General features: G+C 41.2%; 10 protein-coding genes. 3 read left to right on the top strand and 7 right to left on the bottom strand.

Annotated elements, in window-relative coordinates; genetic code table 11:
- Positions 1–295: 295 nt before the first annotated feature.
- From IQ246_RS00500 to IQ246_RS00485, 4 genes are all read right to left on the bottom strand, one after another.
- Entirely contained in the window at positions 296–568 is a 273-nt protein-coding gene (locus IQ246_RS00500) for a GlsB/YeaQ/YmgE family stress response membrane protein (RefSeq protein ID WP_193999084.1), read from the bottom strand.
- 250 nt (positions 569–818) lie between these two features.
- Positions 819–2,132, bottom strand: coding sequence for an amino acid permease (locus IQ246_RS00495; protein WP_193999082.1), 1,314 nt, complete (start codon positions 2,130–2,132; stop codon positions 819–821).
- Positions 2,133–2,478: 346 nt separating this feature from the next.
- Complete coding sequence (locus IQ246_RS00490; protein ID WP_193999080.1) at positions 2,479–3,465, bottom strand: threo-3-hydroxy-L-aspartate ammonia-lyase; 987 nt, start codon at positions 3,463–3,465, stop codon at positions 2,479–2,481.
- Positions 3,466–3,802: 337 nt separating this feature from the next.
- Positions 3,803–5,032: an AAA family ATPase gene (locus IQ246_RS00485; protein ID WP_193999078.1), complete on the bottom strand. Its 1,230-nt coding sequence runs from the start codon at positions 5,030–5,032 to the stop codon at positions 3,803–3,805.
- Positions 5,033–5,161: 129 nt separating this feature from the next.
- Here IQ246_RS00485 and IQ246_RS00480 point away from each other — a divergent pair, with 129 nt between their 5' ends.
- Positions 5,162–6,874 (top strand): hypothetical protein, encoded by a 1,713-nt coding sequence (locus IQ246_RS00480; protein ID WP_193999076.1) that lies wholly within the window; start codon positions 5,162–5,164, stop codon positions 6,872–6,874.
- A gap of 193 nt (positions 6,875–7,067) precedes the next feature.
- Here the strand turns inward: IQ246_RS00480 and typA are convergent, their stop codons facing one another.
- Positions 7,068–8,858, bottom strand: a complete 1,791-nt coding sequence (typA, locus tag IQ246_RS00475) for a translational GTPase TypA (RefSeq protein ID WP_193999074.1) — start codon at positions 8,856–8,858, stop codon at positions 7,068–7,070.
- A gap of 428 nt (positions 8,859–9,286) precedes the next feature.
- On the bottom strand, positions 9,287–10,399 hold the full coding sequence (locus tag IQ246_RS00470; RefSeq protein WP_193999072.1) for an acyltransferase: 1,113 nt from the start codon (positions 10,397–10,399) through the stop codon (positions 9,287–9,289).
- A gap of 370 nt (positions 10,400–10,769) precedes the next feature.
- Between IQ246_RS00470 and IQ246_RS00465 the strand changes: the two genes are divergently transcribed.
- The gene (locus tag IQ246_RS00465; protein ID WP_193999071.1) at positions 10,770–11,342 is read left to right on the top strand and encodes an HD domain-containing protein; all 573 of its coding nucleotides are present in this window, start codon (positions 10,770–10,772) and stop codon (positions 11,340–11,342) included.
- Between the two features lie 88 nt (positions 11,343–11,430).
- On the opposite strand, the gene IQ246_RS00460 is transcribed toward IQ246_RS00465, so the two are convergent.
- Complete coding sequence (locus tag IQ246_RS00460) at positions 11,431–12,447, bottom strand: ribose-phosphate pyrophosphokinase (RefSeq protein WP_193999069.1); 1,017 nt, start codon at positions 12,445–12,447, stop codon at positions 11,431–11,433.
- A 489-nt stretch (positions 12,448–12,936) separates the two neighbouring features.
- Here IQ246_RS00460 and IQ246_RS00455 point away from each other — a divergent pair, with 489 nt between their 5' ends.
- Positions 12,937–13,128 (top strand): hypothetical protein, encoded by a 192-nt coding sequence (locus IQ246_RS00455; protein WP_193999067.1) that lies wholly within the window; start codon positions 12,937–12,939, stop codon positions 13,126–13,128.
- The last annotated feature ends 23 nt before the right edge of the window (positions 13,129–13,151 follow it).

The raw sequence follows: 13,151 nt of genomic DNA, 5'->3' as shown, positions 1-13,151 counted from the left end.
AGATTAGTCTCCAATGCAAATTGCAATTTTATTGTTAGCTGAAGATTGATAATTAAAATAATTTACTCCACTATAGGAATCATATTTGATTTCTGAAAAAAATTCAGTATATCTTTATTACTTCTTTTCCATGCCCCATTCCCTATTCTCCATTCCCTGTCTCTACGAGTCAGTTCACGAATCAAATCAGATTACTATATGCTTTTAGTAAGTGGAGTTTTTGTCTTCGATTGAAGTGTGAAAAGGTGTAGTTATTAATAACTCGGCTTTAACCATAATTTTCCTGTCGATTCAACTAATAACTAGCACGCCCAGCCAATAAGTTCCATAAAAATATAGCAACTATTGCACCAAGAATAGCAACAATTACACCAGGGATACTGAGGGCTGCTGCGGTGAGTTGCAGTCTTCCTGTCTCTAAGAGAGTAACTATAGTACCCCCTATCAAAGCACCTACAATACCTAAAATCATGGTTGTAAGAATTCCACCTCCCTGACGACCAGGATAAATTGCTTTAGCTATTGCTCCAGCAATCAGGCCCAGAATTATCCAAGCGATAATGTTCATAAATTTAATCTACAAAGACTTTACGTCTAGCCTATTAATTAAAATACTGTTTTCCTTCTACCGTAAGAGATAGCTATTAAAAACCTCTTAACGCTCAAATCATTTGTAGATATTCAATTGGTACATTATCTGCTAACCAAACACCATTATTGGAACAGTAGAAGATGTAACTTGCTTGATGCATTATCGCAGCATTCACAGTAAAAACCACACTCTTTATCAGGTATTGCTACTAAGTTTTTGAATAGTTTTACATTCCGTAGATGAATAAAATTTGTTTCACTATCAAGGCTAATGCAACTCCAATCATCACAGTGAGTGTCACCTTACCACCAGGAACAAGTGGTTGATTCGTAGTATTTAAGTTTTCCTGCTCTTGACGTTGCTTCCAACTCATTAACGCCGGAATAATTCCGCCTAAAACTGAAACACTGAATGTTCCAGTGTAGTCTAAGGCTGCAAAAAAGATAGTGGGATTAAGCGCCCCAAGACTCATAGGAGGGAAAAGAACCAGTGAATATAGGGGTAGGCGATTAGAAGATTCACCCTGGGTAATTAGAGAAATATCTTTGAAGAAATCCAACAACCCGTACACAAATCCAATAAATGAGGTGACGATCGCAAACTCTGAGAAAATCGATACTAGCACTCCTAACCATTCTCCTGCATCACCAGATCGCAGAATTTGTAGTGGGTCAAAAACGGTTCTGCCATCAGAGATGCCTTGTAATACATCGGAACTGACACTTCCCAAAATCACGGCATTCCATGCCAAGAACATGATTAGAGGAATCGCAGAACCAATGAAGATAGAATTACGAATCTTGCGGACATCTCCTTCTAGTTGGGTTACAACTACAGGCACAACATTATGGTAGAACAGGGCGACACACATGACTGAAACGGCGCTACCAAGGGCACTCCAGTTCTGAAATAAAAATTGGGCGCTTTTAACTTGTCCTCCTCCTAGGAGCAACAGTCCCAAAAATGAAATAATTACAATCCCCACAAAGGCGCTGTTTAATTTCTCAATAAACTTTTCTCGTCCAACATACATAATACCGCCAAATAAAAGAGTGAAAGTCGTTGTCCCCACCCATGTAGGTAAAACGTTCTGCACACCCCAGATTTTTGCAATTGCAGATACTAAAATTTCTCCACCTTGAGTAATGTATGCCACCAGCAGCGCATAATGCATGAATAGATAAGCGCCGCCAGCAATTCGCGCTCCCTGCTTACCAAGGGTCTTCTGAACAATTGCCAACAAGCCTACACTCGGACGCCCCTCTAGATGCATTGCATTCAAAGTTACTTCTGCAATCAACAAACCTGAGACTAAAGCGTAGAGCCAAACAGCAATTAGCAGGGCTGTGGATGGCAAAATCCCAGATGGCAAAGTCACCGCAGGTAGGGCGAGAATTCCAGCCCCAACCGTAGTTCCCGCTATCAGCGCAGTACTCCCTAATACACTACCCGGTTGATGATTGAGCTTATTTCCATCAAATTCGAGGTGAGAAAACAACCGAGTGACTTGCTCTTGATTTGATTTGAGAACAGTCTTCATAAGGGTAATACTAAAACATACACGCCCAAGCCAAGTATACAATGTTAACATCTGTAAACATTTGAGCAAAAATTCTTGACTTACTGCTCTTTCAACTAAATTTTAGGTGTTATGGGGCGATCGCTCACTTCATAATTAATACAACTTTCTGAGTGGGGGCGTAATTCGGTAACACTAGATTAAGCTTTGCTTGCTTGAGATGCAGATGACGTTCCAACACAGCAGAGATTACATCCCGGAAATTTAGATATGATAACTAGTACCTTAAGTTTTTATATCCATCCGTGTTATTACGTATATTTATGAGACTGCATGGATAGAAAAAGGTTCCAATGCATACTCCAAGTCAGGAAAATAATTTACCAACTTGTGCCAAATCTACATTTCCACCGCTGATGATTACACCAATCTTTGTCTGTGGTGCTTTAACTACACCTTCTAGTAAAGCTGCTGCTGCTAGTGCGCCGGTGGGTTCAACTACAATTTTGAGGCGTTCCCACAAAAAAAACATGGTACGAATAATCGCTTCTTCCGAGACTGTCACCATATCATCGACGTAATGCAGCACTAAGGGAAAGGTAATCTTACCAAGGCTGGGAGTGCGAGCACCATCGGCGATGGTATCAGGATTTTTAACAGTTTGTAGAGTTTTGCTGTGGAAGGAACGGGTAGCATCGTCGGCTAGTTCTGGTTCTACGCCAATTACTTTACAATTGGGTAAAAGTGCTTTAGTGGCGATCGCACACCCGGAAATTAATCCACCACCGCCACAGCAAACTAATAGTAAATCGAGTTGACCAACTTCTGCAATTAGTTCTAAAGCCGTTGTCCCTTGTCCCGCGACTACATGCGGATGATCGTAAGGGGGAATGAGTGTGAGCGCGCGATGCCTGCGGCTGGCTGCGCCTACGCGTGCTAAGTTTTGAGTTAATTCCTCCCTGTTTGTTTCTTGGCGATTGTACAGAATCACCTCAGCACCGTAGCTACGAGTAGCAGTCTGCTTGACTGCGGGAGCATCGTCAGGCATGACAATTGTAGCGGGAATATTTAGCAGCTTTCCAGCTAAGGCGATCGCTTGAGCATGATTCCCCGATGAATAGGTAATCACGCCTTTTTGTTTTTGTGCTGCGGATAGTTGCAAGAGTGCATTGTAAGCACCTCTAAATTTGAATGCTCCTGTGCGTTGAAAATTTTCGCACTTAAAAAACACTTGGCTATGGGTGCGATCGTTGACTATTCTGGAAGTTAGCACAGGTGTACGATGGGCAATTCCCAAAAGCCGCTCTTGGGCTGCTTGCACATCAGTTATGGTGACGGAGTTATACTGAGGCATTGATAGCAGTGTTGTCACTTAAAGATTAATTATATTTCTCAATGCTGGCTTCTATACATAAATGCAGAGCGTTTTTTCATTAAATATCGCCCTCAAAACTTCATTTTTTGAGCTTGGAACTCGGAATATCAAGCTCAGAACTTGAAACATCAAGCTCAGAACTCGAAACATTGAGATCAAAACTCGGAATATCAAGCTCAGAACTTGAAACATCAAGCTTATAACTCGAAACATCGAGAGCAGAACTCGGAATTTTAAGCTTTAATCTCCAAAATTTAAGCTCAAAATTCTAACTTTTGACTTTTTAAGCAGAATTACCGAGATAATAACTTTGATGTTATTTTCCTAAACTTTCGTCATTAACAGTTGTGCTGCTCATTTGTTCTCGCAAAACTACAACTTGAGAAAGCATAATTTTCTCCATAGCACCAGTTTCCATCACTCCCATCCAGCGAACCATCGACGAGATAAATAGTTCTTTAAGGTACGCAAAGGAGAAGCCATCTGTCAGTTCAGTTATCTGGCTCAAGGCTTCATCAGATAAGCGCATCGGAGTTTTCAGTTTATTGTTCCACAAAGCGATATAAGCTTCTCTTTCGAGAATCTCTGGTAATTCAAAGTGATACTTGCGATCAAAGCGGCTGGGGCGATCGCAAATTGCCGCATCTAAGCGCTCTGGATGATTAGTACTAGCAATGGTGACAATTCCCTGGTTTAAAGCGAAGCCATCAAGTTCATTCAGGAAAAAAGAGCGATTCTCGTCATTTAATAGAGAATCGATATCTTCTAATATCAAAATACAAGGGGCAGACTGCCGTGCTTGTTTGAAAACTCTCCGGATATTTTCGCTATCGGTAGCATATTCAGACTTGAAACTTTTTACATACAAGCAAGGCTGCTGCATTTGATTAATCAATGCTTTGATCGTGTGAGTTTTGCCATTTCCTGGTGAGCCAATTAGCAAAATTCCGCGCTTCCAAGGAACACCATAATCTGCGTAAGTTTCTCGACAGGTAAAGAAGTTTATCAAGTCATCTTGAATATCTTGCTTGAGAGTACCATGCAAGATCAGATTCTTAAAATTTGCACCTTTGATAGATTGAAAAAGGTCTGGATTTTTATCCCAGTAACCATCTTCAAAAACTAAAACTTCGTCACGAATTTCTGAGTTCCATTCACAAACAGCAGCAAAAAAATTCTCAGCTAACTCTTTGCTATCAGCCAAAATCCAGTGATAGCGAGTTTTACAATAACCCTCCTGCCAACTCATTAAAAGTACATCGAATTTATTTTCTTGCCATGTCACTTCAAAGCTGGCATTTTCTGTATAGTTATAAATTTCGTTATCCATTCCATTCCAACCAGTGATAATCTGATTATGGATATAAGCGTCATATTGAATATTACAGAGGTTTGCTTTAGCATAGTTCTCTAAATTAAACGAAGAATCGCTACTTTCTAGCAGTGCTTTCTGAGGATAAATTGCTGCTAACTCTTGACTGACGTGGTAGGCGATCGCGCTATTAGGTAAGCTCAGTGCTTCTGTAATCAATTGTTGGATTGTCACAGTGATTTAGTCTGTTGGGTGGTAGAAATGTAGGAATCCTGATATTAGCAATTAGCTACAATACATTTCAAACAGATTCCAGATAATAAATTAAAAAGTTCGGTATTCACATAACATACAAGCCAAAATATGTCTCAAAACACGAAGCGATTCATACAGATTGCAGCTATGACCTTGATGGCTGTTTTTTATTCAACCAGTGGAGCGATGGCAACACAAGCTACGGATATCAAAGCAAGACTTCTAGCTGAAATTGCTTATCAGTACGCTCAGATTAAAGAAACTCAACGGGCGAGTAAAGTATTAGATCAAGCTATCGAGTCGATAGCAGCAATGAGCAACCAGTGTTTCAAAGCCAACCCTCTAGCGAAAGTGGCTGGCGGCTACTTCCTAGTTGGAGAAAAGGATAAAAGCAAACAACTTTTTGCAACTGCCATCCAAACTGCTCAAACCCAAACTAAAACCGGCTGTAGTAGTAGTGCTACTTCTCCTATCGAATCATTACTTAACCGTGCCAAAGAGTACGCCGCCGAAGGGCACATCGATTGGGCGCTCCAGATCAGCACTACAGTGGGCGATCCGCTCACGCTGAACGAGATAGCCGCTCAGTTATTTAAAGCGGGCAAGTCCCAGCAAGCAACTCAAATCTTGAATCAGTCTATCGAGCTAGCCCAACGTATAGACAATCCCGATTACAGAACCCTGCTTTTCATCAACATGAGTATACGGCTCAGTCAAATTCAAGCAAAACAGGAGGTAGTGTTATTGCTGGAGCGGGCGTTAGAGAGTACCACTGCCATTGGCTCAACTCAAGGAGAAGATGCCATTACACAGAGTCAGCAAATACTGTATATTGCAAAACAATTCGCAGTCATTGGCGAAAAAGGTCGTACGCTCAAGATTCTTGAGCAAGCCTTGCCCAAAATTCGGACGCTCACCAGTCAGCAGTTTCCGTTGGATAAAATAATTCAGCTAATTGACATTGCACTTGAGTATGCCGCGCTGGATCAGAAAAACCAGGCAGTTGCAATAATGGCCCAAGCCCGAACTGCGGCGCAGATCATTCCCCCAAACGTCAGCAAAAGTCGAGAAGATGCTTTAGGCAAAGTTGCTGAAGGATATGCAAAACTTGGTGACTTTGAGCAAGCCCTGGAAATTGCTCGCTCAATTGTGCCAATAGTAGAGCGAGATGTAGCGTTGCAGAAAATTGCGCTCGTTTACGTGGAGAGGGGAAACGTGGAGGAAGGCGTGAAGTTAGCGCAATCAACCAGCAATAGCAATTACGCATTGACTGAGATTGTTAGATATTATCTCACGCTCGACCAGCCCGCTCAAGCTTGGAATTTGGTTCAAACTAAGCAAGTCAAGGGCATTTCTTCAGAGCTAGCACTCAGTTATCTCAAAGCCAGACAACCTCAAATGGCGTTACAAATCGTTCAGACTGGAAATATAAAAGGCTTCACAAACGAAATTGTCCGCAGCTATGTAGATGTAGGGCAGACCAACCTAGCTCTGCAACTAGTGAGGGAGCAACCCGTCGTAGATGAATGGATGTTCCCTGACATTGCTAGTGGATTTGCCAAGGAAGGACAATTCGACCAGGCGATTGCTATAACTCAATCCATAAACAACAAAATTTATAAAGCTGAGGCGTTGATTGCGATTGCCAAAGTATACGCTTCAAACGGCTTAGCAGAGCAAGGAGTCAGCCAATCTATACTTTCTGCCATTGCTAATTTCTTTGAGTCCCTTTTTGGCAACTCTCGTCACGACAAAGCCAATGAAATGTTGGAGAAAGCGCTTGGGGTAACTATGTCCATCACATCCAAAGATTTTCCCTAGTCATTTTCCTTGTCGACTTTAGACTACAGGTTTATTTTATACAAACCACTGCATAAACTCGTACATTAAATCTACCCTGCCTTTACGTAACATCGCTGAATCTAATCTTTCAGTAGTTTTACAAGTCATACACATTAACCTTAACTAAAAAGCCCGCTAATGCGGGCTTTCTAAATCAATTAAGAATTTTTACTTAGCGTTTTGCCAACTTCTTCGCCATTTTCCGCAGACGAATCGACTTAGGTGTAACTTCCACCAATTCATCTGGGCCGATGTACTCTAAAGCACGTTCTAAACTCATGTCGATTGGTGCTTGCAACTGCACCAGTTCATCGCCACCAGCAGCCCGGTGGTTGGTTAACTGCTTGGTCTTACAGACATTTAGCTCCAAATCTTGGGGGCGATTGTGTTCTCCAACAATCATGCCTCTGTAAACCTTAGTACCGGGAGTAATAAAGAATGAGCCTCTATCTTCGGCATTCTTCATAGCATAGAAGGTAGAGATGCCCTCTTCAAAGGAGATTAAAACGCCTTTATTACGGGCTTCAATATCGCCACTAAGTTGACGGTAGTCTAAGAAGCTGTGGTTCATGATGCCTTCACCACGAGTCATCCGCATGAATTCACCCCGGAAGCCAATTAAGCCACGGGCGGGAATGACAAACTCTAGCTGGGTGCGATCGCTACTACCTGGCTGCATATCTTGCATTTCGCCTTTGCGTTGTCCTAAGCGTTCAATGCAACTACCGACACCATCAGCAGGAACGTCTAATACTAGGAGTTCAAAGGGTTCACAAGGTTGCCCGCTGACTTCCCGGTAAATTACTTGTGGCTGAGATACTTGAAACTCGAAGCCTTCCCGGCGCATGGTTTCGATTAAGATGCCCAAGTGTAATTCTCCACGACCAGAAACCAGGAATTTCTCAGGAGAATCGGTTTCTTCGACGCGCAGGGCGACGTTGGTTTCTAGCTCGCGGAATAGGCGATCGCGTACTTGTCGTGAAGTTACCAACTTACCTTCTTGACCAGCAAAGGGTGAATCATTCACCCAAAAGGTCATTTGTAATGTTGGTTCGTCCACTTTAATTAGTGGCAAAGCTTGGGGTTCATTGGGATCAGTTATTGTTTCCCCAATATAAGCGTCAGCAAAACCAGCCACCGCAACAATATAACCTGCGGTTGCTTCTTCCATTTCCACCCGCTTTAGCCCCTCAAAACCCATCAACTTGCTGATTTTACCTTTGACAATACTGCCATTTTCTGTTATCAAAGCAGCTTGCTGCCCCGTGCGGATAGTACCGTTATGGATTCTACCGATCACAATTCGCCCCAGATATTCAGAATAATCGAGGGTTGTGACTTGCAATTGCAAAGGCTTATTGCTATCGCCTACAGGTGGTGGAACATGTTGCAGAATTGCATTAAACAGAGGTTGCATATCTACCGATTCTGCTTCCAAGCTTTCCTTGGCATAACCTCCCATACCGGAGGCAAACAAATAGGTAAAATCACACTGGTCTTCATCTGCTCCTAATTCCAAGAACAGATCCAAAACTTTATCAACAGCAACATGAGGGTCAGCTTGGCCACGGTCGATTTTGTTGACAACAACAATCGGGCGCAGACCTTTTTCCAAAGCTTTTTTCAGTACAAAGCGCGTTTGGGGCATGGGGCCTTCGTTGGCATCGACAATTAGAAGACACCCATCAACCATACCGAGTACGCGTTCAACTTCGCCGCCGAAGTCAGCGTGTCCAGGAGTATCGACAATGTTGATCAGCGTCTCTCTGTAGCGAACCGCTGTATTTTTGGACAGAATGGTAATCCCCCGCTCCCGTTCTAGAGCGTTGGAGTCCATGACACAATCCGGAACGTCTTCGCCTTCGCGGAAAATACCGGATTGTTTGAGAAGTGCATCAACCAAGGTGGTTTTGCCGTGGTCAACGTGGGCAATGATGGCGACGTTACGAATTGGGAGCGTCATAGAGGTTTTTGGTGAACTCTAGAAGGGGTTTTGAGATTTACATTTGAGTACTAGGCTTTTCTAACAGAATTGGGAATGGTCAACAATTTCTGTAAAGAACCTTTAACAATTCTAGCGTAATCGTCACAATTCCGGGGAGTTTTGTAAACGTTATTAAGCCAAAAGATCAAGTAAGCTGAATTTTGTACTTAGTTTTGAGATATTTGCACAGTAAAAACTAATTAAAGACTTGAGTTTTTTTGGATAAGGCAAGTTTAATTCTGCCTAGTAACCTAGTAACACACTCCACACACTGACAGGCAGCTAACAGTACAGCAAATTTCAGGTACAAGAAGTACATAAATAAAACCCAAAACCCAGTAGAGACGTTACATGTAACGTCTCTACTGCTGTGAATTATTCCTCTGCGCCCCTTAAAAGTTATCAGCCTAGTTTGATTGATTAGTAGACATAGTTTTTTTAGCTTTTTCAAATCTTGCTCGACGAATTTTTTCTATTGGATCTGATACGAATTTGATTAATAAATATGCCGTACCAAATGATAATATTGTTGCCAATTCACCTCTGTAAGTTTCAATTCCCAACTTATCAGTAAATGGGGTGATTGCCTGGATAACAATTCTATGACCAATATAGATGGGATACGAAAATTCTCCTAAGTGCATATCAAACTTGGAATTTTTTGTAACCTTAAAAATAAAGGGTATTGAAAAGCAAGAAAGTAGATAATAAATCCATATATTAGAAAAAGCCGGAATAAACTGATAAAAAATAGTAATTATAATAAAACCTACCGTAATTGATAATTCTATCTTTCCAGACTTTTTGCTATTGGCAATTTTTGAATAAATCCTATAAGAAATAGTGCCAAAAAGGAATAAAGCCAGTTCTGTAGGAAAGAATCTGTGAATCCACGGATCATTAGTCCATCCCAAAGAGAAATAAATATATCCTCTAAGTAGTAAACTCAAAAGTATTAAAGTTAATATTGTCGATGTCTTTCTACGGACAATAAAAGGAGCAATTAAATAAAACGTTAACTCAACTCCTAAAGTCCATGCTTGAGGAATAAATGAAAACCTCCAAAGTTGAGGATCAGTCTCGAAATAATTATTGGTAAAAAATAAATTACCTGTTTCGGTATTTAACCCTAGAAACATAATAATATCTTGCCCAAATAACATGATGTTCATGATTACTGTAAACAAGAAAGTACCAAGGCTCATTTCATGAAAATAATCAATGTAATAAGAGAGAGTTACAGGTTTATTTATCAAAAAAATCGCAAATAAATTTATGATAATTGTGAGCGCAAGTACTACCCAATAGATAGGAAATAGTCGAAGTAGTCTATTGGAAATAAATAATTTATAGCTGCCTTCTCCAATATACTTATTCTCTAAAATCATCGACATATAAAAGCCAGATATAATAAAAAATGTCTGGACAGCAACTACTCCTCCTCCAAACTCAATTCCAAAAATAGCGTTAGAATGAGCTACTACAACTGTTAATGCTAAAAGAACTCTTATTAATCCCATGTTGTTTCCCCATTACATATTTAGCAATACAACTAACTTCAAAGGTTTAATACACTTAGTTAATTGATCAAAATCTGCTCATAATAAAGTATCAAGATATTCTTGATATGTTGTAAAAATTTGAAATCTGATAATTTACTTAATTTTAGAAATTTTCTATTTGTCAACTTTAATTGGACGAACTGCTATCAAGGTAAAAAAATTACCGTAAACGGTTCGGTTTTGACGGATTAAAAATTGGTAAAAATTTACACAATTAAAAAATATAGTCTTTACAGTTCGCACTCAAATTTACACTAAAACTAGTGCGATCGCCTAATTTTTTAGCTAAAGTGCGATCGCAAATTACAATATAACTGGTTCCAACACAATGCTTTCAGAACGCTTTACCGCAGCTCTTACTTACGCTACACAACTCCATGCTAACCAAGTTCGTAAAAGTTCAGGCATCCCTTATGTTGCCCACTTGTTAGGTGTCACCAGTATTGCTTTAGAATACGGAGCAAATGAAGATGAAGCCATAGCAGCACTATTACACGATGCTGTAGAAGACCAAGGCGGTGCTGCAACACGCGAAGAAATTCGCCGCCGCTTTGGGGACAATGTGACAGCAATTGTAGATGGTTGTACTGACGCTGACACCACACCTAAACCACCTTGGCGAAAGCGCAAGGAAGCATACATTGCTCATATTCCTACTGCATCCCCATCAGTGCTACTTGTATCATCTGCTGATAAACTCTACAACGCCCAATCCATTATCAAAGATTATCGCGTGTTGGGCGAATCACTTTGGGAGCGCTTCCAGGGCGGTAGAGAAGGTACTCTTTGGTATTATCGGGCGCTTGTAGATGCTTTTAAAAAGACTGTTAACACTGCACTGATTACAGAATTAGAACGGATAGTTTCCGAGTTGGAAGCGTTAGCATCTCATAAAAAATGAAGTATGAAGGCTGAAAAGTTTTATCCTCCTCCTTCATACTCTATACTTTTTATACAAGATTTTAACCGTAATAACAGTCTTTTGCTTATTAACGGAACATACTACTGACTGAGGTATCTTCGTGAATCCGCCAGATGGTTTCCCCTAGCAGATTAGCTACAGAAAGCACTACTAGTTGCGGAAAGCGATTACTTTGGGCGATGGGGATTGTATTGGTGACAACGACTTCTTCAAACAAGCCACTAGACAATCTCTCAATTGCAGGTGGGGAGAACACTGCATGAGTTGCACATGCATATACTTGCCTTGCTCCTTCTTCACGTAACAATCGTGCCCCTTCGGCGATCGTGCCTCCAGTGTCGATCATATCATCCACCAACACTGCTGTTTTACCCTTAACGTCGCCAATGATATTCAACACTTCAGCGACATTGTGTGCTTGACGTCGTTTGTCAATAATTGCCAGTGGCGCATCACCTAGTTTTTTTGCAAATGCTCTAGCCCGTGCTACACCGCCGACATCAGGGGAAACAACCACAAGGTCAGGTAGTTGTTTGCTTGCAAGATAATCCAGCAATACTGGCGAACCATAAACATGGTCAAAGGGTATATCAAAATAGCCCTGAATTTGAGCCGAGTGCAAATCCATTGCCAGAACTCGATTAGCACCTGCTTCGGTAATCAGGTTAGCAACTAGCTTGGCAGTTATTGACTCTCGTCCTGCCGTTTTCCTGTCAGCGCGGGCATAACCATAGTAGGGAATTACTGCCGTCACCTGTCGAGCAGAAGCTCGACGACAGGCGTCAACCATAATCAATAATTCCATCAAATGATCGTTCACGGGTTGACAACATGGCTGGATTAAATAAACATCACAACCCCGAATCGATTCCTGGATTTGAACATAGAGTTCTCCATCCGCAAATCTTTTGCGAATCATTGGCCCCAAGTCCATACCCAGATAACGAGCGACTTCTTGAGACAGTTGTATATTGGCAGAGCCAGAAAACAGCCGCAGGCGATGATTATCAGTCAGTCCTGTTGCCGCTGGTTGCACTTTGAAAGTTGCAGAACTGAGCACAGCAGATCCTCGATGTGCATTCATGGCAATATTATCATCAGAGATTTAATAGATTTAACCGAAAAATAGCCGAAAAAAACATTTGTGAGGTTTGTTGAAGCTTTCATACAAACTTTAAACATTTCTCCATAAAATTATCATTTGCTAATTATCTAGCCCTGATGGCAAACAAACCATTGATAGCTTAACTGACATTAAGTACGTCCACTGATGTATATTTCAAATTTTTTCTGCTTGAGGTAAATAACCCCAATTTCTCAAAGATGGGTCTGGAAAATTGTTGCTTCTAACTACTTCATTTATAACCGAGAGGAAACTCTTCACAGCTTAAGTAATCTTTAAGTTGGTTCTCAGAGAGTCAAACACCACTGAGTAAGGGCATAAGAGGTAGCTGATTATTCTATGATACTAGCGGCAAATAAATCAGCTAAGCTGTTACGCAAATAAACTTGCATAGTTACTCATGAAGAGAGTCAAAAGGAGCCAGTCATGTGCGGGGGTTTCCCCCGTTGAGTGAACTCCCGTTCAAAAGTCAAGGATAATTTGGACTCTGGAATGCGTGACTATTTAAACTTAGGACTTACGCAACTGGCACACAAGGCTTCTGGTATAAGAGTTAAGGGTCAAGGGGAGCCACTGCGCCCTTGCGGCTCTGCCGACTTAAAGCAAGTGGCGTTCAAGAATCAAGGTTTTTTGGACTTTTGACCTTTGACTCTGGACAACCTCTG

Source organism: aff. Roholtiella sp. LEGE 12411, from assembly GCF_015206995.1.
Taxonomy (GTDB): domain Bacteria; phylum Cyanobacteriota; class Cyanobacteriia; order Cyanobacteriales; family Nostocaceae; genus Komarekiella.
The sequence above is the reverse complement of the archived record's forward strand: the minus strand, read 5'-3'. Positions and strand labels throughout refer to the sequence as shown.

Bases quoted from the DNA above. Each gene is read 5' to 3' on its own strand.
- IQ246_RS00500 (WP_193999084.1), bottom strand. From the start codon at position 568: ATGAACATTATCGCTTGGATAATTCTGGGCCTGATTGCTGGAGCAATA.
- IQ246_RS00495 (WP_193999082.1), bottom strand. From the start codon at position 2,132: ATGAAGACTGTTCTCAAATCAAATCAAGAGCAAGTCACTCGGTTGTTT.
- IQ246_RS00490 (WP_193999080.1), bottom strand. From the start codon at position 3,465: ATGCCTCAGTATAACTCCGTCACCATAACTGATGTGCAAGCAGCCCAA.
- IQ246_RS00480 (WP_193999076.1), top strand. From the start codon at position 5,162: ATGTCTCAAAACACGAAGCGATTCATACAGATTGCAGCTATGACCTTG.
- typA (WP_193999074.1), bottom strand. From the start codon at position 8,858: ATGACGCTCCCAATTCGTAACGTCGCCATCATTGCCCACGTTGACCAC.
- IQ246_RS00470 (WP_193999072.1), bottom strand. From the start codon at position 10,399: ATGGGATTAATAAGAGTTCTTTTAGCATTAACAGTTGTAGTAGCTCAT.
- IQ246_RS00465 (WP_193999071.1), top strand. From the start codon at position 10,770: ATGCTTTCAGAACGCTTTACCGCAGCTCTTACTTACGCTACACAACTC.
- IQ246_RS00460 (WP_193999069.1), bottom strand. From the start codon at position 12,447: ATGAATGCACATCGAGGATCTGCTGTGCTCAGTTCTGCAACTTTCAAA.